Raw genomic sequence first — 24176 nt, 5'->3', positions numbered from 1 at the left:
CGCGGTCAATCTCGGCGACGGCGTGCTACGCGTGACCGGCAAGGGAAACAAGGACCGGCTGGTGCCGCTGGGCGAAGAAGCCGTGCTGTGGCTGCGGCGCTATCTGTCTGACGCCCGCCCGCTATTGCAGGGGAAACAGCTGAGCGATGCGATGTTCGTCACCGCGCGCGGCAGCGGCATGACGCGGCAGGCGTTCTGGTACCTCATCAAGCGCCGCGCCCGCCTTGCCGGAATCACACGCCCGCTGTCGCCGCACACGCTGCGCCACGCATTCGCCACCCATCTGCTGAACCACGGCGCCGACCTGCGGGTAGTGCAGATGCTGCTCGGGCACAGCGATATTTCCACCACGCAGATTTATACCCATGTGGCGCGCGAGCGCCTGAAACAGCTGCACGCACAGCATCACCCGCGCGGCTGACCCTCACATCCGCGTGCTCGGGCTCGCCAGATAAAACCACTCCTGCCCCGGCAGCGCACCCGGGTTGGGAAACACGATGTAGCCATCGCGGTCCGCCGTCACCGGCGTGCCGTCGTGGCGCGTGCCGATCGTTTCGCCGGCACGCACGCGGTCGAAACTCGACCAGCCGCGGGTGAATGTGTCGTCAGAATGAGTGCGGTCGATGACCCGATACAGGCGCAACGCTTCAGTGGCCGTCACCGGCGGAGGATCCTCTGCCGCGTCCGCCGTGGTCAGGCCCAGATGCGCCAGCGTGTTGTACAGCGCGCGATAGGCCACTGCGGGCGCTGCGGGATCGTCGTGCTGGCCGCACTCGAGCGTGAGCGCGATGCCGCCCTGGGCCCGCATGTATTCGGTGGTGCCGACGCCGTAATGCACGTCGGCTTCGCGTGCCGACACCCCCGCCGCCAGGCGGCGCGCGACGCCTGCCGCGTAGGTGTCGAGCCAGCCATCGACGAAGCGATGTACGCCCAGACGCAACGCCAGTGCCGTTTCCTCGGCCGCGCGTGCAAACGGCTCCAGCGTGCCGTTGTTGTCTTGCGGCCCCAACATGACGAAAGGCTCGCCCGCCGTGTGGAACGAATGCAGGTCGAGCAGCGCGTCGTGCTGCGCCAGCAGGGGGCACAGCCAGTTGGCGATGCGGTCTTCGAACTCAAGCGGCGTAGCGGTGGGGGCAAGATTGCGGTTGAGGTTGCGGTCGCCCATGCGCCGATGGCGGGCATAGGCCAGCGGATTGGTGACCGGCACGAACGTCACGCTGCCATTGGCAATACCCAGCCGGCCGGACTCGATCTCCGCGATCACCCGGCGGATCGCCTGCGTGCCGCAGGTTTCGTTGCCATGCACCGCGCCCAGCACGATCAGACGCACACCTGGCACCAGGCCGGCGAACGAAATGGATTGAAAATGCAGCGATTCAGTTTCACTCATGCATGCAGGGCCTTGAATAGCAGCGATACGCTCGACGCCAGCAACAGCACGCCGACCAGCCGCGCCATCTGCGCCTGGCCCACATGCACGCGTCCGCCCAGATACAACGCGCCCAGCACCAGCGGCAGCGCGGCCAGATACGCGGTCCACACCTTGGCCGTCATCAATAGTCCGGTAACCAGAAAGCTGGCTATGCGCGTCAGTCCTTCGGTAAAGAACAGCGCCGAAAAAGTCGCGCGCAAATCGCTTTTATCGCGAATACGGTGGGTCAGGTATATCACATACGGCGGCCCGCCGGTACCGAACAGTGCGCCCACGGTGCCGCCGGTGAGCGAGGCCGGAACGGCCCATCCGCGCGAAGCGGGTTTGTCGCCGTGGAGATTGAGCATGCCGCGCACCGCGAACACCAGGATGAACGCGGCCAGAGCCAGCAGCACGGGTTCCGTCGGCAGCTTGACCAGCAGGGTGGTGCCCAGCACCACGCCGACGATGCCGAACGGAATCAGGATGCCGATTTCATTCCACTGCACACGCTTGAAATGCAGGCCGCCGAGCAGAATCGACGCAGTGAAGTCCAGCAGCAGGATCAGCGGCACGACGAACTGCAGCGGCAGAAACAAGGCCAGCAAGGGCACTGAAATCAGCCCCGAGCCAAAGCCGGTGATGCCCCGGACAAGATACGCCATCAGCAGGATGGCCGCCATCGCGGCCATGTGCTCCAAGCTCACAGACGCGTACCGCGCTCGATGATGATGCCGAGTTCCTTGATTCCCGGCACGACGGCAAGTTTGGTCACCGACACCTTCACCCACGGCGCGCCAAATTCATCGCGCACGATGGCGGCGACGTGCTCGGCGATCGATTCGACCAGGGTGATGGGTTGCGACGCATTGTGCAGGGATTCCTTCACCCGCTTGGCCACCGCGCCATAATCGATGGTGTCGGCGACGTTGTCGGTACCGCCGGCCTTGCTGTCGGGCAGACCGATCTCCAGATCGAGCCGCACCGGCTGCGGCACTTTGCGTTCCCACTCGTATATGCCGATAATCAATTCGAGACGGAAGTCCCGCAAAAATAAAATATCCATCGCGCAGCCCCCGTGGGCTCAACCCAAACGCGCCATTTTACTGACTTGTTTATGACCACGCTGTTGTTTATTGCCGCCGCCTATCTATTGGGTTCCCTGTCATTTGCGGTGATCGTCAGCCGCGCCATGGGGCTGCCCGACCCCCGCAGCTTCGGATCGGGTAACCCCGGCGCCACCAACGTACTGCGCACCGGACGCAAAACCGCTGCAGTGCTGACACTGCTTGGCGACGCGCTGAAAGGCTGGGTGGCGGTGGTGCTGGCGCGCATGCTGGCGCCGCAGTTCGGTCTTGGCGAGGACATTGCCCTGCTGTGCGCGCTGGCGGTGTTCATCGGCCATCTGTTCCCGGTGTTTTTCCGTTTCCGGGGTGGCAAGGGCGTGGCTACCGCGCTCGGCGTACTCGTCGGGCTCAATCCCTGGCTCGGGCTGGCATGCCTCGCCACCTGGCTGTTCATGGCAGGGGTGTTCCGCATTTCCTCGCTCGCCGCGCTGACCACCGCTGTGCTCGCTCCGGTCTACGCGGGGCTGCTGATGGGCTGGGGCGACGTGGCCATGACCGTGCTGGTGATCGCGCTGCTGCTGGTTTATCGTCACAAGAGTAACCTCGTCAAGCTGGCGACCGGCCAGGAAGCCCGCATCGGCGCCGGCAAATAGACCCGGCTCAACCAACATGGCCCTGTTCGATAAAACCATCGATCACGCAAAAGAGAGCCTCGCCGAAGTGTCGCGCGAGGCGATCGACCACGCCGGCGAGCGCCTGGCGGATGTGATGAAAGCCGGCGTATCGCAGGCCGGCACCGAGTTGAAGGACGTCATCTGGCAGGCCAGCCAGGAAATCGACGCCAAGCTCGACAAAATTTCCGACGAACTACACGAACAACGACAGTTCACCAAGGACGACGTGCGCGAACTGGTCGATTACGCCGGCGCCAAGCTCGGCACGCTGATGGACGAGCGTATCGTCCGCGCCAAAACGGAAATCTCCGCGCTGGTGCAGGAAAAGGTCGAATATTTCAAGCAGGAAGTCGACGGCTTCTTTATCGAGCGGCAGCGCGACCTCGCGCGCGAACGACGGCGCCTGTTCATCAACGTCGCCATCGCGATTCTGGCCTCGCTGTCGCTGGGCTTCGTGTCTTGGCTGTACCACCAGTATCTCGGCGGCGGGCTCGACGTGTTCGCCCTGTTCCGCATCGTATTTGCCTCGCTGGTCGGGGGCTATGCGGCCTACCTCGCGCTCAAGTTGCTGCGCCGCTGGGTGTCGATGGCGGAACACAGGAAAGACACGCTGTTCCTGGTCAGTCGCTACTGGGGCGTATTGCGGCCGGAAAGCATTTTCGGCACGGTGGTTCTGGTGTGTCTGATGGCGATGCTGGTGGGTTTTTTATTGTTCCCCGAACAGATCGTGCGGCTCACCGGAAGCGAACAATGGCTGAAGGCCTTGCGTGAGGCCTACCCCATGTTCCGGCAATAGCTCACACCGCGTCGAGCATAGCCAGTTCCCAGCGCGGCTTGACCGCAAACGTCAGATCGCTGCTGCTCGCATGCGCCAGCCGCTGCGCGCCGGCGAAGGCGATCATTGCGCCGTTGTCGGTGCAGAACTCCAGTCGCGGGTAGAACACGGCGATGCCGCGCGCGGCCGCTTCGCGGGTGAGCCGCTCGCGCAAATGGGCGTTGGCGCCCACACCTCCCGCCACCACCAGCCGCGTCGCGCCACTGTGCGCGCAGGCTGCCAGGCTCTTGCTGACCAGCACCTCCACCGCCGCGGCCTGGAATGCGGCCGCGATGTCCGCCGCCTGTTCCAGACCCTGCCTGCGCACCAGCGTCAGCACCGCCGTCTTCAGGCCGGAAAAGCTGAAATCGAAATCGCCCGAATTGAGCATCGGCCGCGGCAGGCTGAAACGGCCGGCATCGCCGCTTGCCGCCAGTCGCGACAGCGCCGGCCCGCCCGGATAGCCCAGGCCAAGCAGTTGCGCGGTCTTGTCGAAGGCCTCGCCTGCCGCATCGTCCAGCGTTTCGCCCAGCAGGGTGTAGCGCCCGACGCCGGACACCAGCATCAGCTGCGTGTGGCCACCCGACACCAGCAAGGCGACGAAGGGGAATTCCGGCGGTGTATCGGAAATCAGCGGCGACAGCATGTGGCCTTCCAGATGGTGCACGCCGACCGCGGGAATATCCAGCGCGAAGGCCAGCGCGCGCGCCATCCCCGCGCCCACCAGCAAGGCGCCCGCCAGTCCGGGCCCCTGAGTGTAGGCAATGCCATCGAGGTCGGCCAGCGTGCGGCCGCCCTCAGCCAGCACCTGGCGGGTCAGCGGCAACACGCGCCGGATATGGTCGCGCGACGCCAGCTCAGGCACCACCCCGCCGTATTCGTTGTGCATCGCGATCTGCGAATACAGCGCATGCGCCAGCAGGCCGTGCGCGCTGTCGTACAGCGCGACACCGGTTTCATCGCAGGAGGATTCGACGCCAAGCACCAGCATGGGGGGAGTAAGGCGGGGGACTGGAAAAAAGCTCGTGGGCTTGTTATTATTCTCGTTTTTCCCGTTCACAGGAAGCTTCTCTGGAAGCCAACTTCAGATGCCCCACGTCAAAGTCAAAGAAAACGAGCCGTTTGATGTCGCCCTGCGCCGCTTCAAGCGTTCCATCGAGAAAGTCGGCCTGCTGACCGAACTGCGCGCCCGCGAGTTCTACGAGAAGCCCACCGCCGAGCGCAAGCGCAAGCTCGCCGCTGCCGTCAAGCGCCAGAGCAAGCGCCTGCGCGGCCAGCAACTTCCCCCCAAGATGTACTGATTCTGCATTCACGCAGAACCGCGTCCTGCCATGTCGCTCAAGGCACGCATTACTGACGACATGAAAGCAGCCATGCGCGCCCGGGAAGCGGCGCGCCTCGGTACGATTCGCCTGCTGCTCGCTGCGATCAAGCAGAAAGAAGTCGACGAACGCATCGAACTGGACGATGCGCAGGTCGGCAGCGTCGTAGAAAAACTCATCAAGCAGCGCAAGGATTCGATCGGCCAGTTTCAGGCTGCCGGCCGGGACGACCTGGTGGCGGCGGAACAGGCCGAACTCGTTGTCCTGCAAGACTACCTGCCCGAGCAGCTCTCGGCCGCCGAGGTCGAGGCCGAAGTCGCGGCGGCCATAGCCGAATCCGGCGCAGCCAGCGCCAGGGATATGGGCAAGGTCATGGGCCTGCTGAAGCCTCGCCTCGCCGGCCGTGCCGACATGGGGCAGGTTTCCGCGCTGATCAAGGCCCGCCTCGCGGGCTGAGCGCCACCCGGCGCCGGCCCGGGTTTATCATGCTGCAACCATGATCCCGCGCGATTTCATCGACACCCTGCTTGCCCGCGTCGACATCGTCGACGTCATCGATCGGCGCGTGCCGCTGAAGAAAGCTGGGCAGAACTACCAGGCCTGCTGCCCCTTTCACAGCGAAAAAACCCCCTCCTTCACGGTCAGCCCGACCAAGCAGTTCTACCACTGCTTCGGCTGCGGCGCACACGGCAGCGCGCTCGGTTTCCTGATGGAATACGAGCACATGAGTTTTCCCGACGCAGTCGGGGCGCTGGCCCAGGACGTGGGCCTGCCGGTGCCCGAATCCGGCGAACCCGACCGGCCCAAGCCGCCGCCGGCACTGTGGGACGCACTGGAGCAGGCCGCGCAGTTCTATAAAAAACAGTTGAAGCAGACGCCGCATGCCATCGACTATTTGAAACAACGCGGACTGACCGGCGCCATCGCCGCCCGCTACGGCATCGGTTACGCGCCGGATGGATGGTCCCCGCTGAAACAGGTTTTCGCCGATTACACGGCGGATGCCCTCGCCGCATCCGGCCTGGTCATCGATGGCGACAATCGGCGCTACGACCGCTTCCGCGACCGCATCATGTTCCCCATCAAGAACGTCAAGGGCCAGATAGTCGGCTTCGGCGGCCGGGTACTCGGCCAGGGGGAGCCGAAATACCTCAATTCGCCGGAAACCCCGCTGTTCCATAAAGGCTCCGAGCTTTACGGTCTGTTCGAAGCGCGCGCCGCGATCAAGGCTGCCGGCCGCGCCATCGTGGTCGAAGGCTACATGGACGTAGTCGCGCTGGCCCAGCACGGCGTGGAGTTTGCCGTGGCCGCGCTGGGTACCGCCACCACGCCGATTCATGTGCGCACCCTGCTGCGTCACACCGATCGTCTGATTTATGCCTTCGATGGTGACAAGGCCGGGCGCAAGGCCGCCTGGCGCGCACTGGAAAATTCGCTGGAAGCGCTGCAGGACGGCAAGGAAGTCAGTTTTCTGTTCCTGCCCGAAGGCGAAGACCCCGATAGTTATATCCGCACCCGCGGCCAGGCCGCCTTTTTGCAATTGCTGGACACCGACACCTTGCCGCTCTCGGCTTTTCTGGTGCGCGAACTTTCGCGTGACCGCAAGCTCGACACCCAGGAAGGCCGCGCCGCACTGATCAAGGATGCCAAGCCGCTGCTGGAAAAGATCGCCGCACCGCTGCTGTCCAGCCTGATTCGTCGACAAATCGCCGATCTGACGCATTTGCAGGCAGACGATCTCGGCCTCATGGGGATCAGGCCCGGCGTTCCCCGGCGCATCTCCCCGCGCCCGCAACGCCGTCCGGCACCATCGCGCGTGCGCAGCCTGGCCCGTACGCTGCTGATGAACCCGCAGCGTGCGGCCGAAGTCGACCCCTGCTGGCTGGATGCGAACGACCCGCTAAGCAGCCGCATGAGCGAACTGATGGCCTGGCTCCACGAGGTTGGCCCACTCAAACCGCAGACGCTCTGCGAAACCGCCAAAGGCAGCGCGCTGCAAGCTCTCGTCGATGAACTGATGACGGATTTGCTCGACAAAGATGATAGCTGGGACTGGAACGCGGAGTTCGACGGCGCAGTCAAACAACTGCGCGACGACTGGCAGCGCCGCCGCTGGCAGGAGCTTGCCGCGCGGCCATTGAGCAGTTTAAGCGCCGCCGAACGGCTGGAGTTGACCGAACTGGCACGATACTAGCTTGTCAGAAACGTCAAGACAAGGCCCCGGCTTACGGTATAATTGCCGGTTTTTTAAACGATTTTTTTCTGCATGCGCATTTTGCGTGGGCAGAACCTGAGCGGAGACAAGCCTGTGGCTGTACGTGGAAGAAAACCAGGCGGTGGCGCCAAAAAAACCGAAGCACTGCTCCCCTTGAAAGAGCTGACGCCGGTAGAAGCCGAGGCGCGTCGCACCCAGCTGAAGAACCTGATTATCCTGGGCAAGGAACGGGGTTTCCTGACCTACGCCGAAATCAACGACCACCTGCCCGACGAAGTGCTGGACGCCGACCAGATCGAAGGCGTGATCAGCATGATCAACGATATGGGCATCCAGGTCTACGATGAGGCGCCGGATGCCGAAACCCTGCTGATGCAGGAAGCCGCTCCCGCCGTCGCCGACGAAGACGTGGTGGCCGAGGCCGAGCAGGCGCTGACTACGGTCGATTCCGAATTCGGCCGCACCACCGACCCGGTGCGCATGTACATGCGTGAAATGGGTTCGGTCGACCTGCTTACCCGCGAGGGCGAAATCGAGATCGCCAAGCGCATCGAGGAGGGTCTGCGCCACATGGTGCAGGCGATTTCGTCGTGCCCCCTCACCATCCAGCAGATTCTGGACATGGCGGCGCAGGTCGAAAAGGACGAGATGCGCATCGACGAACTGATCGACGGTTTTGTCGAAGCAGAAACCGAAGCCGCAGCAACCGAGGAAGCGGTGGAAAGCGAAGACGCCGACACCGACGAGGACGACGAAGACGCCAGCGCAGCGGTCGCCGCCGCCAACCTGGCGCAGTTGAAAGCCGAGGCGCTTGCACAGTTCGACTTCATCCGCAAAGCCTACAAGAAAGCGCAGGCCGCCCATGCCAAATTCGGCCTCGGCAGCCCGCAGCACATGAAGGCCCAGACCGAAGTGACCGAACTGCTGATGGCGATCCGCTTTTCGGTGCGCCAGGTCGACGGCTTGTGCGAACAGATCCGCAATGCGGTGGAAGAGGTACGCTCGCACGAACGCAAGATCATGGAGTTCTGCGTCACCCGCTCGGGCATGCCGCGCCCGCACTTCATCAAGGCCTTCCCCGGCAACGAAACCAACCTGGCCTGGCTGGACAAGGAAATCGCCGCCAAGAAGGCTTACTGCTCGACGCTCGCCAAAGTGCAGTACGAGGTCAAGGCGCACCAGGAAGCCCTCATCGCGATGCAGGATCGCGTCGGTCTGCCGATCAAGAACCTGAAGGACATCAACAAGCAGATGTCGACCGGCGAGGCCAAGGCGCGCCGCGCCAAACGCGAGATGATCGAGGCCAACCTGCGCCTGGTGATCTCGATCGCCAAGAAATACACCAACCGCGGCCTGCAGTTCCTCGATCTGATCCAGGAAGGCAACATCGGCCTGATGAAGGCGGTCGACAAGTTCGAATACCGACGCGGCTACAAGTTCTCGACCTACGCCACCTGGTGGATCCGCCAGGCGATCACCCGCTCGATCGCTGACCAGGCGCGCACCATCCGCATCCCGGTGCACATGATCGAGACCATCAACAAGATGAACCGCATCAGCCGCCAGATCCTGCAGGAAACCGGCATCGAGCCCGACCCGGCGACACTGGCGGTCAAGATGGAAATGCCGGAAGACAAGATCCGCAAGATCATGAAAATCGCCAAGGAACCGATTTCCATGGAAACGCCGATCGGCGACGACGAGGACTCCCATCTGGGCGACTTCATCGAGGACGCCAGCACGCTGTCGCCCGACGACTCCGCGATCTACGCCAACCTGCGCGACGCCACCCGCGAAGTGCTGGACAGCCTGACCTCGCGCGAGGCCAAGGTATTGCGCATGCGTTTCGGCATCGAAATGAATACCGACCACACGCTGGAAGAAGTCGGCAAGCAATTCGACGTGACACGCGAGCGGATCCGCCAGATCGAGGCCAAGGCATTGCGCAAGCTGCGCCATCCGACCCGTTCCGAAAAGCTGAAAAGCTTCGTCGGCAGCGGCGAACAGTAAGCCCCGCCCCGCCCACGCGGGGCTTTACGTTTTCGGGTCTGTAGCTCAGCTGGTTAGAGCAGGGGACTCATAATAGGCAGTTCAAAGTGAGTTTTGTTCAGCAAAAACAAGCGCTTACACGGAACCATGCAAAGCCGAGTAAGCGCTAGTGTAATGTAAGCAGCCAGTTTTAAGGGCCTCTAGCTCATGCTTGGTTAGAGCAGCGGACTCATAATCCGTTGGTGCCGAGTTCGACTCTCGGGGGGCCCACCAATAATAAGCCCCAAGCCATGCAGATTTGGGGCTTTTTTTATCCAGCTTGCAGGGCTTCAACCCTGCTTACATGACTCGAAAATCCGCTTACTTGGGCGCTTTTGCTTGTCGGCCGGCAATACCGCTGAAATTCCGTCACTGGTACAGCTCGATCTGTGCATTGTTGAGGTTCCACCCTTTCGCCTCCGCGACTGGCTTCAAGTCCTTGGGCATGCAGTTCCCGTTTTCGTCCAGCCACTCCCGCACGGCGGCGCACAGTCCGCCCGGTGCAGGACGCTTCCTGCTCGCCGTTGCGGGTGATGGCCGTGGAATCCACGTCCAGGGTTACCTGCTTCAATGCGCTGATCTTGCCGAAGAACCAACGGTAACCCGGCCCACCGAGAATGGCCGTTACCCTTAGGGCGGCAGTGTGGTGACGCGACCTGTGCGCGGCGCTGTGCGGCCTGCTACGGCTGGCTTGCCGCGCAGCTATGCGCAAAAATGACGCACGGGAGGAATCGCTATGGATGTTGTTGAGCAGGCGCTATCAAACTGGAAGAACTCACTACCCGAGAAGATCGAGCTTGGCGGGCTTTACTCAAGAAATCCGACCGCGCACAAGTGGAAGGCTCCATTTCGTAGTTTGATCCTGCGGGAAACTGTGTTTTGGCGACTGCACGACTTGTTGAGCCAGTCGTATGCACTGCACCAGCAAGGCCACGGGCTGGGCGCTCGTATCCTGCTGCGCAGTGGATTCGAGACACTTGCGACGTTGATATACCTGAACTGGATTACGGACGAGGTTCTACAAGGGACGCGCATATTCCATGATTTCACAAGTGAAACGTCCGTCCTTCTGCTTGGATCGAGAAACAAGACCACGAAGCACGAATCGCGCAATATCGCCACCATCCTGAAGCATTGCGACAAACGCTACGTTGGCATCCAAGCCCTATACGGCGACCTCTGCGAAGCTGCGCATCCGAACTTCGAGGGAACTTGCTTCGGTTATTCGTCAGTCGATTTTGATAACTACACCACAGTCTTTCAAAACAAGTGGCGTGAGATGTACGCAGACAAGCATCTGGATTCAATGCGGCTCTGCATGATGACCTTCGAGGCTGAGTACAACGAAGTATGGCCGCCACTGTTCGACAAGCTGGAAAAGTGGATTAGCGAGCACGACGCGGAGCTAGAAGCTACCAAGCCAACGGAATGAAGTGACGATTGAGGAAGATGATCTTGAAATCGAACCATTCCGGGGAAATGTAATCACCCGGCATTTCATCTTGTATGGCCGGGGACGGCTGTCCTACAGTGTGTTTGTCCATTGCAGTTGTTTCCTCTTCAAAGCCAGCCTGGCCGCTGGCTTTTTTCTTGATTGGCTTACGCATGCAGTTATACGGCGCGGGGCGGGCACGGTGAAACGCTTGCAGCGCTTGGGCGTACAAGTGACTGAACATGCTTTACAGTGGAACTGGCTCGAACGAAACGCGGCGCGATTCCATGAATGCTTCGAGATCGGCGACCTTGTAGAGGCACTTCTTCCCGGTCTTGTAGAAGGGCGGACCTTTCTTCTGGCTGGCCCAGACAGTGTAGGTGTTTCCGGTGTATTCGGCAGCCTCGCGGCGGTCGAGGCGATCAATGGGCTTCAGGTTGCTGAAGTCGGTCATTGTGATGATCTCCGAGACCACCTACCGACTACGCAAAATGAAAATGGGCAGTCAGTAGGTATCGGCACCTGTTTCCAGATATTGGTGCTTAAAGCAGTCATTCAGGCGCCTCACCGTGCAAAGGACTCATTGCTTCCGTCTGGTTCTTGTGTACTATCCTTCGGTGACCGGGAATCCGGCACATCACAAAAAACACAGAGGGAGATAACTTGAACAAGACCAATTTAGTCGTTTTGATGTCGGCAGCCATGCTCGGCTCGGGCTGTGCATCGATTGTCTCTGGCACCAACCAGAGCCTCACGGTAGAAACCCGTAGCAAAGAAGGACAGCCTGTCGCGAGTGCAAATTGCAAACTCTCCAACAACAAGGGCAGTTGGTACGTGACCAGCCCCGGTTCAGTGGTCGTAAACCGTAGCTTCGAAGACCTGCTGATCAATTGTGAAAAAGAGGATCAGGCACCTGGCCTGGCAAGCGTGAAATCATCTACCAAGGGCATGGCATTCGGTAACATCCTCTTTGGTGGTGTGATTGGTGCCGGGGTCGATATTGCCAGTGGCGCGGCATATGACTACCCGGCCATGATCACTGTGTTGATGGGGGGCAACGTCACGGTTGATGCGCCGTCGCCCGACAAGGCCCAGCCGCAGGCAACTGCCGGGATGGTTTCCACAGCTGCCGTAAATACACCGGCTGCCGAAGCCAAGCCTTGAATCGTCCCCGGGCATAAACAGTTTCCGGGCGGAAACGCCCGGAAACCTGGCATTGAGCAAAGACCCTACGCAGCCGTCACCCTCGTCGCTGCGGGTTGAGTATTCCTTTCGCTTCAGGAGCAATCTCGCAGGTTTGCCGTGAGCAAGACAGACAAAATCCGGCGACACGAGAGCCCCAAGCCCATCAGCCATGGAGTACTCGGAGCACTGTTCGCTTGATGGGAACTGGTATTACTTACACGGCTTGGCAGATGGCGCCAGAGGGAGCGCAGACGCCATTTAACCCGACATCAGCGATAATCATCCCCTAACAAAAAACAGGGGAGTGCCTGATGGCAGGGGAAGTCAGAAAACCCGGCGAGCGCCGCGTGCAGATTCTGCAGACGCTGGCCGCGATGCTGCAGGAACCGCAGCCCGAGAAAATCACCACGGCCGCTCTCGCCGCACGTGTCGGCGTGTCGGAGGCGGCGCTATACCGCCACTTCTCCAGCAAGGCACAGATGTATGAAGGCCTGATCGAGTTCATCGAACAGACGCTGTTCGGGCTGATCGCGCGCATCACGGCTGACACCCCCTCGCCGTCCGCGCAGATCAGGGCCATCCTCGGCATGCTGCTGAATTTCGCTGCGAAAAATCCCGGCATGACGCGGGTGCTGATCGGTGAAGCACTGGTGCACGAAAACGAGCGCCTGCAAAAACGCATCAATCAACTGCACGACCGCATCGAAGCCCAGTTGCGGCAATGCCTGCGTTTTTCCGGAGACAATCAGGCTGAACTCAGCGCACCGCTGGCCAATCTGCTGCAATGCGTGGTGGTGGGACGCTGGCACCAGTTTGCCAAGAGCGGGTTTACCCGCGCGCCGGACGGCGACATCGACCTGCTGCTGTCACGCCTGCTCGACGCTCACCCTGCCTGAACTGCTGTCGGGGCCGCATACCGGGCAGGCCGGGTCACGCGGTACCCTCATCACGCGGGCATCGGTGCGCAGGCCGTCCCACAACAGCAGCCTGCCCACCAGCAGCTCGCCCACCCGGGCCAGATATTTCAGCGCCTCCAGCGCCTGCATCGCCCCGATCACGCCAACCAGCGGCGAAAACACCCCTGCCTCGGCACAGCGTAATTCGGGCTCACCCGCCTGATCGGGAAACAGGCAGTGATAACAGGGGCTGCTGGCATGGCGCGGATCGAAGGTGGCCAGCTGTCCCGAAAATCCGATCGCGGCGCCCGACACCAGCGGCTTGCCGAGCAGCACACAGGCGCGGTTGACGGCATGCCGGGTAGCAAAGTTGTCCGATGCGTCGACCACCAGATCCACCGCCGCCACCGCTTCGTGCAGGGCATTACCGACGAGGGTTTGACGAATGGGCTGCACTTCGATTTCGGGGTTGATGGCCTGCACGCTGCGGGCGAGCGAATCGGCCTTGTTCTGGCCGATCGCTGCGCTAACGTGGCCGATCTGGCGCTGCAGGTTGGTGAGATCGACGCTGTCGCCGTCGGCCAGCAGCAGCCGGCCGACACCGGCTGCGCCCAGATAGAGTGCCACCGGGCATCCCAGTCCCCCGGCACCGACGATCAGCACCGCGGCCTCGGAGATGCGCATCTGCCCGTCCACGCCGACTTGCGGCAACAGAATATGCCGGCTGTAGCGCAGGAGCTGATCGTCATTCATGTCCATACACGGCGGCGCGGCTATTTATAGCCGCGCCATTCCTCGGGCGTCTCGTCGCAATCGCCATGCAGATGGCGTTCGTAGACCGTCATGAAAGCCTGCTGTGATTTGATGTCCGGTTCATCGGCCGCGACATTGCGCCGTTGCACGCTCTCGCAGAAATAGGCCAGCGCGCGCCTGAGCTTGCTGAGCAGGCTGTTGTCGAGATGGAATCCTTGACTCGCCAGTGCGGTTTCGAGCCCTTCCAGGGTGTACTCGCAGATGTGGTAGCTCACCAGCAGGCGGTCGGCCTCCGCTCCCGGCGTCACCTGCAAGCCTTCCAGGCCTTCCAGCAGGGACAGGGCGCGTTCCACTTGGCCCGCGGGCAGGGAATGGAAAACGATTTCGCGGCTTTTCTCGAGGTCACATGGACGCATGGCACCCCCGACAGGCTAGATAGACACAGTATATACCGCGTCGTTAGCGCTGCCGCTGCCGGGACAGCGACAGCGTATTTTTGCTCAGCGCCCCTGCAGGATCTGCAAACCTTTCAGCAGATTGAGCGCCTGATTCACCTGAAAATCGTTCTTCGACACGATCTCGCCCGGCTCCAGCGTCAGCGGTTTTTTATCCTTGCCCGGCTGCTCGGCCGGCGGCGCCTTGATGCTGTCGGCCGGCTTGCTCGCCGGGGCCGTCTCCCCGCCGTTTGGATTGCTCAGGTGCTTGTCGAGATCGGCCTCGCGAATTTCCAGCCCTTCATCTGCCGATGGCATCGCCGGATCTTCCACCACGATATCCGGCTCGATGCCTTTGGCCTGGATGGAACGCCCGTTCGGCGTGAAGTAGCGCGCGGTGGTGAGCTTGATCGCCGTGCCATTGCCGATCGGCAGGATGGTCTGCACCGAGCCCTTGCCGAAGGTGCGGGTTCCCATGACGACGGCGCGCTTGTGGTCCTGCAGGGCGCCCGCCACGATTTCGGATGCCGAGGCCGATCCGCTGTTCACCAGCACCACCATCGGTACCTGCTTCACGCCGTCCGGCAGGTTTTTCAGATAATCGACCTGCATCGGACGCAGATAATTTTCACGGCTGGCGGTCAGCCGCATCTTGGCGTCGTCGGTACGGCCCTCGGTATACACCACCAGGCTGTCGGGCTTGACGAAAGCCGCCGCCACCGCCACCGCGCCATTGAGCAAACCGCCCGGGTCGTTGCGCAGATCGAGGATCAACCCCTTCAGCGGCGCCTTGTTGTCCTTGTACAGCTTGCCCAGAGCCTCGGCCAGCAATTCGCCGGTGTGCTCCTGGAACTGCGTCACGCGCACATAGCCGTAGCCGTTTTCCAGCAGCTTGGATTTGACGCTGCGGATCTTGATGATCGCTCGCGTCAGCGTCAGCACGATGGGCTTGTCGACGCCCTTGCGCGCGATGGTGAGCTTGATGGTCGCCCCCGGCTTGCCGCGCATGCGCTTGACCGCATCGTTCAGCGTCATGCCCTTCACCGGGGTATCGTCGAGCTTGATGATCAGGTCGCCGGGCTTGACCCCGGCCTTGAAGGCCGGCGTGTCCTCGATCGGCGAAACGACCTTGACGAAGCCGTCTTCCATGCCGACTTCGATGCCCAGGCCGCCGAATTCGCCCTGCGTGCCCACCTGCAGATCCTTGAAGCCTTCGGCGTCCAGATACGCGGAATGCGGATCCAGCCCGGTCAGCATGCCGTTGATCGCCTCGGTGATCAGCTTCTTGTCTTCCACCGGCTCGACGTAATCGCTCTTGATGCGGGCGAACACATCGGTAAAGGCGCGCAACTCCTCGACCGGCAGCGCCGTCTCCGCGTCCTTGTTGGCGATCGCCGACAGATTGACCGTCAGCGCCGCGCCCGCCAGTACGCCGACCAGTCCGACGAGTACGAATTTTGCCTTGTGCGTCATCTCACTTCACCCACAGGAGGGGATTAACAGGGCGGCTTTGATGCCGCATTTCGAAATACAGACCGGGGTCGGGCTGGCCGCCACTGTTGCCGACCGCGGCGATCGCGTCGCCGGGCTGAACCCGCTCGCCAACCTGCTTATACAGACTTTCATTATTGCTGTACAGGCTCATATAGCCCTCGCCATGGTCGACAATAATGAGGTTGCCGAAGCCGCGCAGCCACTCGGCAAACACCACCTGTCCGGCAGCGATCGCCTTCACCGCCGACCCTTGCGCAGCACGGATGAACAGGCCTTTCCAGCTCACTCCGCCCTCTTCTCTCGGAGCCCCGAAACGATTCACGAGTTCCCCTGCAACCGGCAAACGCAGCAAACCTTTCAGCTTCGAAAAAGGCCGTTCCGAGCGAAACGCCACCGGCGTTTCGGTATTCACGGCCACTGCGCGGCGCGGCTGGCCGGCCACGGTCGTCTCGGCTTTCGGGGATTTCTGTGCCTGCTGCGCGGCACGGGCGCGCGCCGCCTCGCGGGCTGCCTGCTGCGCCATCAAGCGGCTGAGGCGCTCCACCAATTGTGTCAGGCTGCGCTCGTCGCGTTGCAGGCTGGATATTTCACGCCGCTGCTGCTGGATTTGCGCCGACAGATTCTGCAGCACCGCCTCGCGGGCACGCTTATCGGCCAGCAGCTTCTTTTGCTCGGCCTCATGCGCTGCCTGCAACTGCGTCAACTCGGTCTTTTTTTGCGCGGTCTGCTGCTGCAGTGCCGCCAGGTGGGCGAGATCGGCACGCAGCGTCTCGATCTGGGCATGCCGGGCACGTGACAGGTGCGCCAGATAACGCAGGTCGCGCGTGGTCTGATTGGGATCGGTGCCATTGAGGATATGTTTGAACGCATCGCCCTGCCCGCGCTGGTAGGCGGCCTTGAGTGCCTGTCCCAGGCTTGCCTGTTGCTGGCGAATGCGTGCCGCAACGGCTTCAGCCTGCTGTGTCAGCGTCTGCAGATCGCTATGGGTGCGCTGGCGCTCGCCGTCCAGTTCGCGCAGCTGTCGCACTGCACTGCTGATGGCGCGCTCGGATTGACGCAGCTCGTCGGCCGCTTCCTGACGGTGCGCCTGCGTATTGCGAAACTCCGTCTGCAGGGTTTGCAGACGCTGCTTGAGCGCGTCGAGCTCGGATTGCTTGCGTTCGACCTGGTTGGCGCTGGCGCCCAGCGGGCCCAGCAGCGCCAGCAGGACGAGGAATGGTTTGAAGTTCACCCTGCCGAGCTTACCCGAAGCGGGCAGGCTTACTCAAATTGAAGCAGGGCCTCACCGGTCATTTCAGGGGGTTGCGGCAATCCCATCATTTTCAGCAGGGTCGGGCTGATGTCTTCGAGCGCGCCGGTTTTGGCCAGGATGGCGTGACGCCGACCGATGTAGATGAGCGGCACCAGGTTCAGGGTATGCGCGGTATAGGGCTGCCCGGTTTCGGCGTCGCGCATCAGTTCGGCGTTGCCGTGGTCGGCCGTCACCAGCACTTCGCCACCGCGCGCCAGCTGCGCCTCCACCACTCGGCCCAAGCAGATGTCGACGGTTTCGATTGCCTTGATCGCCGCCTGCAGGTCGCCGGTATGCCCCACCATATCCGGGTTGGCATAGTTGCAGACGATGACGTCGTACTGTTTGCCGTTGATTGCCGCGAGCAGTTTGTCGGTGACCTCGAAAGCGCTCATTTCGGGCTTGAGATCGTAGGTTGCGACATCGGGCGACGGCACCAGCACGCGATCTTCGCCGGGAAAGGAAATTTCCTCGCCGCCGTTGAAAAAGAAAGTGACGTGCGGATACTTTTCGGTTTCGGCAATGCGCAGCTGGCGCAGGCCGAGGTTGGCGACGTATTCGCCCAGGCCATTCTTGATGCGCTCGGGCGGAAACGCGACCGACACGTCGAAGTCGTCGCTGTAGCCGGTCAAGGTGCAATAGGTGGCCAGGCGCGGCGTGACTTCGCGCTCGAATTCGCTGAAATCGGGTTCGATGAACGGACGCGACAGCTGCCGCGCGCGGTCGGAGCGGAAGTTGAGAAAGATCACCGCGTCGCCGTCTTCCATCTTCACCGGCCTGGCGTCCGGCGAGAGGATCGCGGTGGCCTTGATGAACTCGTCGGTCTCGCCGCGCGCGTAAGCAGCCTCCAGCCCGGCCAGCGGATTGTCCGCGCGGAACTCGGCGCGCCCCTGCGTCAGCAAGTCGTACGCAGACTTGACCCGCTGCCAGCGGCGGTCGCGGTCCATCGCATAGTAGCGGCCGATCATCGACGCGATGTGGCCGACGCCAGTCTGTTCGATTTTTCCGATCAGGCGGCGCAAGTAGATCTCGGCGCTTTTCGGCGGCGTGTCGCGGCCATCCAGAAACACATGCAGACACACCTTGTGCAGCCCTTCGCGCGCCGCCAGTTCGAGCAGGGCGTGGAAGTGCGACTCGTGGCTATGCACTCCGCCGTCCGACAGCAGGCCCAGCACATGCAGGGTCTTGTCCTGGTCGCGCACTCCATGCACTGCATTCAGCAGCGCCGGGTTGCTGTAAAAATAACCGGACTCGATGGCGTGGTCGATGCGGGTGAATTCCTGATACACCACGCGACCGGCGCCGATGTTGAGATGCCCCACCTCGGAATTCCCCATTTGCCCCTTGGGCAGCCCCACTTCGGACTCGGAGGCGTGGATCAGGGTGTGCGGGTTATGCTTCCAGAGCCGATCCCAGTTGGGCTTGTCGGCTTGTGCGATCGCGTTGTCCGCGTGCTCCGCGCGGCAACCGAAACCGTCGAGGATGAGAAGGAGAACCGGCGAGGTCTTCATGAAAAAATTTATATAACCTGACTCGTTTTCATGGGATTATTTTAATATATGCATGATTGCTAATCTATATGTAACGCAACATGTTGCGTCAACATGCGGCATCACGCGGATTACGGCAAAAAAACCGCGCTGCGTAGAGTACTACACGAACAGGATCGAGGTAATGAATATGGCAGCTGATTGGGATGAAGTGGACCTCATGGACAAGGACGAGCACATCGAGCAGGCTTCGCGCGCGATGAAAGCCATGTCGCATCCGCTGCGTCTGAAAATCCTGTGCGTCCTGGGCGACAAGGAAGTCAGCGTGCAGGACATCGTCGACCACGTCGGCACCTCGCAAAGCAACATCTCGCAACACCTGGCCATCCTGCGCGACAAGGGTGTACTGCGTACCCGCAAGGAGGCCAACCGCGTGTTTTATCGTGTCGGCGACACCCGCACGCTGAAGCTTCTGGGAATGATGCGCGACGTTTTCTGCGGTTTCACCAAATAACACGTCAGCGGCATCCCCAGGCCCGGCCACGCGCAAACGTGCCGGGCTTTTGTTTTTTTACGGTGCGATAGCTGCGTACGACTTCCGCGCGCATCTGCGGCAGTGGATCGGCATCCCTATGTGGGGCATACTCGAAACGTGGCGCAACGCTAGCACCCGGGCCGAAACACATCCCAAATTATTGAATTAAATGATAAATTAGACTATTCTAATGAACCACTTCACGGAGCCGCATCTGTGCTGAACCCCGCTCGCCTACTTGTCTGCGTCATCCTTTTCTCTCCTGCCGCCTGGGCCGCCCTGCCTTTCGCCGTTGCCCCGGTGCAATACCAGATGACCGACAGCGGCTACTCCACCGAAGCCACGGTTGAAGCCGTCAAGCAATCGACCGTCGCCGCCCAGGTGTCGGGACGCGTGGCGACGGTCAATTTCGATGCCGGCGATTACGTCAAGGCGGGCTCGGTGATCGTGCGGCTGTCGGCGCAGGAATTGTCCTCCGCCGTGGCGGGCAGCCAGGCGCAAGTGGCGCAGGCCGCCGCCACGCTGGCCAACGCACGCGCCCATTACGAGCGCCAGCAGCAGCTGTTCCAGCAGAAATTCATCAGCCAGGCCGCGCTCGACCGCGCCACCGCCGAATTCCGCGCGGCCGAAGCAGCCGCCCGCGCGGCCCGTGCCGGGGCAGGGCAATCCGCAGCCGTAAGCGGCTACACCGTGATTACCGCGCCCTTTTCCGGGGTGGTCGCCGCCCGCCACGTGGAAGTAGGGGAAACCGTGACGCCCGGAAAGCCCTTGATGACCGGCTTTGACCCCAAGGATATGCGGGTGGTCGCCAACATCCCCCAGTACAAGCTGGCCGAGGTGAAGGCCGCGCCGCGGGTCGCGATTGAAATTCCTTCGCTCGGCAAATGGATCGACGCCACCGGCGTCACCGTGCTGCCGTCGGCGGATGCCGCCACCCACACCGTCAAGGTGCGCATCGACCTGCCGGCCAATCTGGAAGGCGTCATCCCCGGCATGTTCGCGCGGGCGCATTTTTCGGTGGCCAGCGCGCGCAAGCTCACCATCCCCTCGACCGCCGTGGTGCGCCGTTCCGAAATCACCGCGGTCTACGTGGTGAACCAGGACAAGGTGAGCCTGCGCCAGATTCGCCTGGGCACGTCCCATGCGCGCGGGCAGGTGGAGGTGCTGGCCGGCCTCAATCCGGGCGACCTCATCGCGCTCGAACCGGTCAAGGCGGGGATTTACGCCAAAAGCGCCGCCAACCCGTCCGCCAAATAAGCAGGGATGCGCATGGGACTCTCCGGACGCGTCGCCCGTTTCTTCCTCACCTCCCAACTCACTCCGCTGATCGCGCTGATCGCGGCCCTGCTGGGACTGTTCGCCATTCTGGTCACGCCGCGCGAGGAGGAGCCGCAGATCAACGTGACCATGGCCAACGTGTTCATCCCCTTCCCCGGCGCCTCGGCGAAGGACGTGGAGGCGCTGGTGGCGACCCCCGCCGAGCAGGTGCTGTCGCAGATCGCCGGCATCGAGCACATCTATTCCGTCTCCAAGCCCGGCATGGCGGTGCTGACCGTGCAATACCTGGTCGGGCAGGACCGCACCCAGGCGCTGGTGCGGCTGTACGACACCATCCAGGCCAACCGCGACTGGGTCTCGCCCGAACTCGGCGTCGGCGAACCCATCATCAAGCCGCTCGGCATCGACGACGTGCCCATCGTCACCGTCACCCTGTGGACGCGCGACGAAACGCGCGGCGCCTACGAACTGGAGCAGGCGGCGCACGCCGCGGAAATCGAACTGAAGCGCATCGCCGGCACCCGCGAAGTCACCACCGTCGGCGGCCCCGGCCGCGCAGTGCGGGTGATGATGGATCCCGACCGCATGGCGGCGTTCAACGTCTCCGCGCAGGACATCCGCGACGCCCTGCAGGTCGCCAACGCGGCGCAGCCATCCGGCACGCTGGTATCCAACAACCAGGAAATCCTGGTGCAGACCGGCACCTTTCTCGCCGGTGTCGACGACGTCAAACAACTGGTCGTCGGCGTCGCGCAGGGCCGCCCGGTCTACATGAACGACATCGCCAGCGTCGTCGGCGGACCTGACCTGCCGGCGCGTTACGTCTGGCACGGCCCCGGCGCAGGCGGCACGCACAAGGCCGACCATGGCCAGACCTATCCGGCGGTGACGCTCGCCATTTCCAAAAAGCCGGGCGAGAACGCGGTCGACGTCGCGGAAAAGGTGATTGCCCGCGTCGACGCCCTGCACAACAGCGTGCTGCCCGAAGGCATCGAAGCCAGCGTCACCCGCAACTACGGCGCCACCGCCGACGACAAGGCCAAGAAGCTGATCCAGAAGCTGATTTTCGCCACCGCCTCGGTGGTGCTGCTGGTGCTGTTCGCCATCGGCCGCCGCGAGGCGCTGATCGTCGGCGCAGCGGTGCTGCTGACGCTGGCGGCCACGCTGTTCGCCTCGTGGGCATGGGGCTTCACGCTGAACCGGGTGTCGCTGTTCGCGCTGATCTTCTCGATCGGCATCCTGGTCGACGACGCCATCGTGGTGGTGGAAAACATCCACCGCCGCATGGGGCTCGACCACGACGGCATGGAGGCGATCATCCCGCGCGCAGTCGACGAAGTCGGCGGCCCGACCATCCTCGCCACCCTCACCGTCATCGCCGCGCTGTTGCCGATGGCCTTCGTCTCCGGCCTGATGGGGCCGTACATGAGCCCGATCCCGATCAACGCCTCGATCGGCATGCTGATCTCGCTGGCGATCGCCTTCGTCGTCACCCCCTGGCTGGCGCTCAAGCTCATCAAGCAGGAAGCGCACGCCGGCCATGGCGGCGAAACCCGGCTGCTGAGCCTGTTCCGCACCCGGCTGACCCCCTTTCTGCGCGGCATCGAAGGCCGCGGCGCGCGCCGCAAGCTGTGGCTGGGCATCGGCCTGGCCATCCTGCTGTCGGTCGCGCTGCCGGCGGTGCAGCTGGTGATCCTGAAAATGCTGCCGTTCGACAACAAGTCGGAATTCCAGATCATCGTCGACCTGCCGGTCGGCACGCCGCTGGAGAAAACCGCGCAGGTGCTGAGCGAAATGGGCACGGTGGTCGCGCAGCTGCCCGAAGTCACCGACTATCAGGCCTACGCCGGCACCGCGGCGCCGATCAACTTCAACGGCCTGGTGCGGCAGTATTACCTGCGTTCCGGCCCCGAGGTCGGCGACCTGCAGGTCAACCTGGTCGACAAGCACGAACGCGACCGCAAGAGCCACGAGATCGCGCAGGCGATCCGCCCGGCGGTCGAGGCGGTCGCCAAGAAGCACGGCGCCGACGTCAAGGTGGTCGAGGTGCCGCCGGGGCCGCCGGTGATGTCGCCGATCGTCGCCGAAATCTACGGCCCCGATTACGACGCGCAGATCCAGGTCGCCAAGCAAGTGCGCAAGGTATTTGAGCAGTCCGAGGGCATTGTGGCGATCGACGACACGGTGGAGGACGACGCCCAGCGCTTCGTGCTGCGCGTCATGCAGAACAAGGCGGCGATGGCGGGGGTGGCGCAGAAGGATATCGTCGCGGCGATGCGGATGGGGCTGGCGGGCGAGAACGTCACCCCCATCCACGGCAGCGGCGCCAAGTACGAAATCCCGGTGCGCATCACGTTGCCGCCGGAGCGCCTGAGCGGCATCGACGAACTGCTGAAACTGACCGTGCGCGGCAACGACGGCCAGTTGATCCCGCTGTCCGAACTGGTCGAAGTGATGCCGAGCGCGCGCGAAAAGACCATCTACCACAAGGATCTGCTGCCGGTGGTATTCGTGTTCGGCGACACCGGCGGCAAACTGGATTCGCCGCTGTATGGCCTGTTCGGCATGCGCGACGCGCTGAAAGACCGGCCGCTGGAACAGGGCGGCACGCTGGCCGAATATTTCATCCGCCAGCCGGCCGATCCCTACGCCGGATTCAGCCTGAAATGGGACGGCGAATGGCAGGTGACGTACGAAACCTTCCGCGACATGGGCATCGCCTATGCCGTCGGACTGATCCTGATCTACATCCTGGTGGTGGCGCAGTTCAAGAGCTATCTGACGCCACTCGTCATCATGGCGCCGATCCCGCTCACCATCATCGGCGTGATGCCCGGCCACGCCCTGCTCGGTGCGCAGTTCACCGCCACCTCGATGATCGGGATGATCGCGCTGGCCGGCATCATCGTGCGCAACTCCATTCTGCTGGTCGATTTCGCCAACGAGCAGGTGCGCGGCGGAATGGATTTCCAGGAAGCGGTCATCCAGGCCGGCGCCACCCGCGCCAAGCCGATCGTGCTGACCGGGCTGGCGGCCATGATGGGCGCCTTCTTCATCCTCGACGACCCGATTTTCAGCGGCCTCGCGGTGTCCCTGATTTTCGGCATCCTCGTCTCCACCCTGCTCACGCTGGTGGTGATCCCGGTGCTGTATTACGCCGCCAATTACCGCACATTTTCTTCTTCGAACCAGGAGTTATCTCATGACCGTTGAACGTATGGTCCGCATCATTGCCGGATTTTTCATCATGCTGTCGCTGGCGCTGGCGCATTTTTCCGGCAGCGTCGACATGACCCGGCTGTCGTGGCTGTGGTTCACCGCCTTCGTCGGCTTCAACCTGTTCCAGTCCGGCTTCACCCGTTTCTGTCCGATGGACATCATGCTTAAAAAAGCCGGGCTCAAACCAGGCTGCGGCCTGTAAGCGGAGACCTTCATGGATACGCAATTCCTGCAGGACAACTGGATGCTGCTGGCGCTGGCGCTGGCGTCGGGCGGCATGCTGGTCTGGTCCTTCATCGGCGGCAAGCTGTCCGGCGTGGAGCAGGCCGACACACTGAAAGCCACCCGGCTGTACAACGACGACGCGCTGGTACTCGACGTGCGTGAGGACAAGGAATACGCGGCCGGCCACATTCCGAAAGCCAGGCACATTCCGCTCGGCCAGCTGGCCGGCCGCCTGCAGGAGCTCGACAAATTCAAGAGCAAGCCGATCCTGGTCGCCTGCCGCAGCGGCCAACGCTCGGCGCGCGCCTGCGGCATGCTGAAAAAAGCCGGCTTCGAGACCGTGTACAACCTGGCGGGCGGCATCGTGGCGTGGCAACGCGCCAACCTGCCCGTCACCAAAAAATAAGGAGCCC

Annotated in this window: 26 protein-coding genes and 1 tRNA gene; 16 read left to right on the top strand and 11 right to left on the bottom strand. The window is 62.5% G+C overall.

The genetic code is table 11. The annotated features are described in order from the left end of the window. Positions 1–421 (top strand): tyrosine-type recombinase/integrase (locus Q0L94_RS06765; RefSeq protein ID WP_296751589.1); only part of this gene is annotated, 421 nt, incomplete at its 5' end. Positions 422–424: 3 nt separating this feature from the next. Here the strand turns inward: Q0L94_RS06765 and Q0L94_RS06760 are convergent. Genes Q0L94_RS06760 through Q0L94_RS06750 form a run of 3 tightly spaced genes read right to left on the bottom strand, consistent with a single transcriptional unit; the run spans position 425 to position 2477 of the window. Beyond that, positions 425–1390: a succinylglutamate desuccinylase/aspartoacylase family protein gene (locus Q0L94_RS06760; RefSeq protein ID WP_296751588.1), complete on the bottom strand. Its 966-nt coding sequence runs from the start codon at positions 1388–1390 to the stop codon at positions 425–427. Beyond that, positions 1387–2118: a sulfite exporter TauE/SafE family protein gene (locus Q0L94_RS06755; protein ID WP_296751586.1), complete on the bottom strand. Its 732-nt coding sequence runs from the start codon at positions 2116–2118 to the stop codon at positions 1387–1389. Before Q0L94_RS06755 ends, Q0L94_RS06760 begins: the two co-directional genes overlap by 4 nt. Further along, complete coding sequence (locus Q0L94_RS06750; RefSeq protein ID WP_296751584.1) at positions 2115–2477, bottom strand: dihydroneopterin aldolase; 363 nt, start codon at positions 2475–2477, stop codon at positions 2115–2117. Before Q0L94_RS06750 ends, Q0L94_RS06755 begins: the two co-directional genes overlap by 4 nt. A 51-nt stretch (positions 2478–2528) precedes the next feature. Here Q0L94_RS06750 and plsY point away from each other — a divergent pair, with 51 nt between their 5' ends. Continuing rightward, positions 2529–3131, top strand: a complete 603-nt coding sequence (plsY, locus tag Q0L94_RS06745; protein WP_296751581.1) for a glycerol-3-phosphate 1-O-acyltransferase PlsY — start codon at positions 2529–2531, stop codon at positions 3129–3131. Positions 3132–3147: 16 nt separating this feature from the next. Next, complete coding sequence (locus Q0L94_RS06740; RefSeq protein WP_296751578.1) at positions 3148–3948, top strand: hypothetical protein; 801 nt, start codon at positions 3148–3150, stop codon at positions 3946–3948. A gap of 1 nt (position 3949) precedes the next feature. Here Q0L94_RS06740 and tsaD read toward each other — a convergent pair whose 3' ends face one another. After that, positions 3950–4957: a tRNA (adenosine(37)-N6)-threonylcarbamoyltransferase complex transferase subunit TsaD gene (tsaD, locus tag Q0L94_RS06735; RefSeq protein WP_296751576.1), complete on the bottom strand. Its 1008-nt coding sequence runs from the start codon at positions 4955–4957 to the stop codon at positions 3950–3952. Between the two features lie 97 nt (positions 4958–5054). Here tsaD and rpsU point away from each other — a divergent pair, with 97 nt between their 5' ends. The 6 genes from rpsU (at position 5055) to Q0L94_RS06705 (ending at position 10963) form a co-directional block, all read left to right on the top strand. Beyond that, positions 5055–5267, top strand: a complete 213-nt coding sequence (gene rpsU, locus Q0L94_RS06730) for a 30S ribosomal protein S21 (protein ID WP_018078141.1) — start codon at positions 5055–5057, stop codon at positions 5265–5267. A 30-nt stretch (positions 5268–5297) separates the two neighbouring features. After that, positions 5298–5744, top strand: a complete 447-nt coding sequence (locus Q0L94_RS06725) for a GatB/YqeY domain-containing protein (RefSeq protein WP_296751572.1) — start codon at positions 5298–5300, stop codon at positions 5742–5744. Between the two features lie 40 nt (positions 5745–5784). Further along, positions 5785–7482 carry a DNA primase gene (dnaG, locus tag Q0L94_RS06720; RefSeq protein WP_296751569.1) on the top strand — a complete coding sequence of 566 codons (1698 nt, stop codon included), beginning with the start codon at positions 5785–5787 and terminating at the stop codon, positions 7480–7482. Positions 7483–7554: 72 nt separating this feature from the next. Further along, the gene (gene rpoD, locus Q0L94_RS06715; RefSeq protein ID WP_296751566.1) at positions 7555–9513 is read left to right on the top strand and encodes an RNA polymerase sigma factor RpoD; all 1959 of its coding nucleotides are present in this window, start codon (positions 7555–7557) and stop codon (positions 9511–9513) included. Between the two features lie 173 nt (positions 9514–9686). Then, a tRNA-Ile gene (locus tag Q0L94_RS06710) sits at positions 9687–9765 on the top strand. Between the two features lie 502 nt (positions 9766–10267). After that, positions 10268–10963, top strand: coding sequence for a hypothetical protein (locus Q0L94_RS06705; RefSeq protein WP_296751563.1), 696 nt, complete (start codon positions 10268–10270; stop codon positions 10961–10963). Here the strand turns inward: Q0L94_RS06705 and Q0L94_RS06700 are convergent. Together Q0L94_RS06700 and Q0L94_RS06695 are read right to left on the bottom strand one after the other, a co-directional pair. Next, positions 10944–11207: a hypothetical protein gene (locus Q0L94_RS06700; protein WP_296751560.1), complete on the bottom strand. Its 264-nt coding sequence runs from the start codon at positions 11205–11207 to the stop codon at positions 10944–10946. The two genes, Q0L94_RS06705 and Q0L94_RS06700, sit on opposite strands and share 20 nt — an antisense overlap. Before the next feature lie 3 nt (positions 11208–11210). Next, the gene (locus Q0L94_RS06695; RefSeq protein WP_296751557.1) at positions 11211–11417 is read right to left on the bottom strand and encodes a helix-turn-helix domain-containing protein; all 207 of its coding nucleotides are present in this window, start codon (positions 11415–11417) and stop codon (positions 11211–11213) included. Between the two features lie 209 nt (positions 11418–11626). Here Q0L94_RS06695 and Q0L94_RS06690 point away from each other — a divergent pair, with 209 nt between their 5' ends. Continuing rightward, on the top strand, positions 11627–12127 hold the full coding sequence (locus Q0L94_RS06690) for a hypothetical protein (protein WP_296751554.1): 501 nt from the start codon (positions 11627–11629) through the stop codon (positions 12125–12127). A gap of 332 nt (positions 12128–12459) precedes the next feature. Further along, the gene (gene slmA / locus Q0L94_RS06685; RefSeq protein WP_296751551.1) at positions 12460–13044 is read left to right on the top strand and encodes a nucleoid occlusion factor SlmA; all 585 of its coding nucleotides are present in this window, start codon (positions 12460–12462) and stop codon (positions 13042–13044) included. Here the strand turns inward: slmA and moeB are convergent. The 5 genes from moeB to gpmI form a co-directional block, all read right to left on the bottom strand. Then, a complete protein-coding gene (moeB, locus tag Q0L94_RS06680) occupies positions 13015–13803 on the bottom strand; it encodes a molybdopterin-synthase adenylyltransferase MoeB (RefSeq protein ID WP_296751549.1) in 789 nt (262 codons plus the stop codon). The genes slmA and moeB overlap by 30 nt on opposite strands. A gap of 14 nt (positions 13804–13817) precedes the next feature. Further along, positions 13818–14213 carry a hypothetical protein gene (locus tag Q0L94_RS06675; protein WP_296751546.1) on the bottom strand — a complete coding sequence of 132 codons (396 nt, stop codon included), beginning with the start codon at positions 14211–14213 and terminating at the stop codon, positions 13818–13820. An 84-nt stretch (positions 14214–14297) separates the two neighbouring features. After that, positions 14298–15704, bottom strand: a complete 1407-nt coding sequence (locus Q0L94_RS06670) for a S41 family peptidase (RefSeq protein WP_296751543.1) — start codon at positions 15702–15704, stop codon at positions 14298–14300. A 1-nt stretch (position 15705) separates the two neighbouring features. Beyond that, a complete protein-coding gene (locus Q0L94_RS06665; RefSeq protein WP_296751540.1) occupies positions 15706–16956 on the bottom strand; it encodes a peptidoglycan DD-metalloendopeptidase family protein in 1251 nt (416 codons plus the stop codon). A gap of 29 nt (positions 16957–16985) precedes the next feature. Continuing rightward, on the bottom strand, positions 16986–18527 hold the full coding sequence (gpmI, locus tag Q0L94_RS06660) for a 2,3-bisphosphoglycerate-independent phosphoglycerate mutase (RefSeq protein WP_296751537.1): 1542 nt from the start codon (positions 18525–18527) through the stop codon (positions 16986–16988). A gap of 163 nt (positions 18528–18690) precedes the next feature. Here gpmI and Q0L94_RS06655 point away from each other — a divergent pair, with 163 nt between their 5' ends. The 5 genes from Q0L94_RS06655 (at position 18691) to Q0L94_RS06635 (ending at position 24169) form a co-directional block, all read left to right on the top strand. Further along, complete coding sequence (locus Q0L94_RS06655) at positions 18691–19020, top strand: metalloregulator ArsR/SmtB family transcription factor (protein ID WP_018078151.1); 330 nt, start codon at positions 18691–18693, stop codon at positions 19018–19020. A 237-nt stretch (positions 19021–19257) separates the two neighbouring features. After that, the gene (locus Q0L94_RS06650) at positions 19258–20298 is read left to right on the top strand and encodes an efflux RND transporter periplasmic adaptor subunit (RefSeq protein WP_296751530.1); all 1041 of its coding nucleotides are present in this window, start codon (positions 19258–19260) and stop codon (positions 20296–20298) included. Positions 20299–20310: 12 nt separating this feature from the next. Then, entirely contained in the window at positions 20311–23532 is a 3222-nt protein-coding gene (locus Q0L94_RS06645; protein ID WP_296751527.1) for an efflux RND transporter permease subunit, read from the top strand. Next, a complete protein-coding gene (locus tag Q0L94_RS06640; RefSeq protein WP_018078154.1) occupies positions 23522–23740 on the top strand; it encodes a DUF2892 domain-containing protein in 219 nt (72 codons plus the stop codon). Before Q0L94_RS06645 ends, Q0L94_RS06640 begins: the two co-directional genes overlap by 11 nt. 12 nt (positions 23741–23752) lie before the next feature. After that, the gene (locus Q0L94_RS06635) at positions 23753–24169 is read left to right on the top strand and encodes a rhodanese-like domain-containing protein (RefSeq protein ID WP_296751523.1); all 417 of its coding nucleotides are present in this window, start codon (positions 23753–23755) and stop codon (positions 24167–24169) included. The last annotated feature ends 7 nt before the right edge of the window (positions 24170–24176 follow it).

The organism is Thiobacillus sp. (assembly GCF_024708915.1).
This window is presented reverse-complemented; position numbering and strand designations above follow the sequence as displayed.

Excerpts from the sequence above, each read along its gene's own strand:
- Q0L94_RS06760 (WP_296751588.1), bottom strand. The coding sequence starts at position 1,390 with ATGAGTGAAACTGAATCGCTGCATTTTCAATCCATTTCGTTCGCCGGC.
- Q0L94_RS06750 (WP_296751584.1), bottom strand. The coding sequence starts at position 2,477 with ATGGATATTTTATTTTTGCGGGACTTCCGTCTCGAATTGATTATCGGC.
- plsY (WP_296751581.1), top strand. The coding sequence starts at position 2,529 with ATGACCACGCTGTTGTTTATTGCCGCCGCCTATCTATTGGGTTCCCTG.
- Q0L94_RS06740 (WP_296751578.1), top strand. The coding sequence starts at position 3,148 with ATGGCCCTGTTCGATAAAACCATCGATCACGCAAAAGAGAGCCTCGCC.
- tsaD (WP_296751576.1), bottom strand. The coding sequence starts at position 4,957 with ATGCTGGTGCTTGGCGTCGAATCCTCCTGCGATGAAACCGGTGTCGCG.
- rpsU (WP_018078141.1), top strand. The coding sequence starts at position 5,055 with ATGCCCCACGTCAAAGTCAAAGAAAACGAGCCGTTTGATGTCGCCCTG.
- Q0L94_RS06725 (WP_296751572.1), top strand. The coding sequence starts at position 5,298 with ATGTCGCTCAAGGCACGCATTACTGACGACATGAAAGCAGCCATGCGC.
- dnaG (WP_296751569.1), top strand. The coding sequence starts at position 5,785 with ATGATCCCGCGCGATTTCATCGACACCCTGCTTGCCCGCGTCGACATC.
- rpoD (WP_296751566.1), top strand. The coding sequence starts at position 7,555 with ATGCGCATTTTGCGTGGGCAGAACCTGAGCGGAGACAAGCCTGTGGCT.
- Q0L94_RS06705 (WP_296751563.1), top strand. The coding sequence starts at position 10,268 with ATGGATGTTGTTGAGCAGGCGCTATCAAACTGGAAGAACTCACTACCC.
- Q0L94_RS06700 (WP_296751560.1), bottom strand. The coding sequence starts at position 11,207 with ATGTTCAGTCACTTGTACGCCCAAGCGCTGCAAGCGTTTCACCGTGCC.
- Q0L94_RS06695 (WP_296751557.1), bottom strand. The coding sequence starts at position 11,417 with ATGACCGACTTCAGCAACCTGAAGCCCATTGATCGCCTCGACCGCCGC.
- slmA (WP_296751551.1), top strand. The coding sequence starts at position 12,460 with ATGGCAGGGGAAGTCAGAAAACCCGGCGAGCGCCGCGTGCAGATTCTG.
- moeB (WP_296751549.1), bottom strand. The coding sequence starts at position 13,803 with ATGGACATGAATGACGATCAGCTCCTGCGCTACAGCCGGCATATTCTG.
- Q0L94_RS06675 (WP_296751546.1), bottom strand. The coding sequence starts at position 14,213 with ATGCGTCCATGTGACCTCGAGAAAAGCCGCGAAATCGTTTTCCATTCC.
- Q0L94_RS06670 (WP_296751543.1), bottom strand. The coding sequence starts at position 15,704 with ATGACGCACAAGGCAAAATTCGTACTCGTCGGACTGGTCGGCGTACTG.
- gpmI (WP_296751537.1), bottom strand. The coding sequence starts at position 18,527 with ATGAAGACCTCGCCGGTTCTCCTTCTCATCCTCGACGGTTTCGGTTGC.
- Q0L94_RS06655 (WP_018078151.1), top strand. The coding sequence starts at position 18,691 with ATGAATATGGCAGCTGATTGGGATGAAGTGGACCTCATGGACAAGGAC.
- Q0L94_RS06645 (WP_296751527.1), top strand. The coding sequence starts at position 20,311 with ATGGGACTCTCCGGACGCGTCGCCCGTTTCTTCCTCACCTCCCAACTC.
- Q0L94_RS06640 (WP_018078154.1), top strand. The coding sequence starts at position 23,522 with ATGACCGTTGAACGTATGGTCCGCATCATTGCCGGATTTTTCATCATG.
- Q0L94_RS06635 (WP_296751523.1), top strand. The coding sequence starts at position 23,753 with ATGGATACGCAATTCCTGCAGGACAACTGGATGCTGCTGGCGCTGGCG.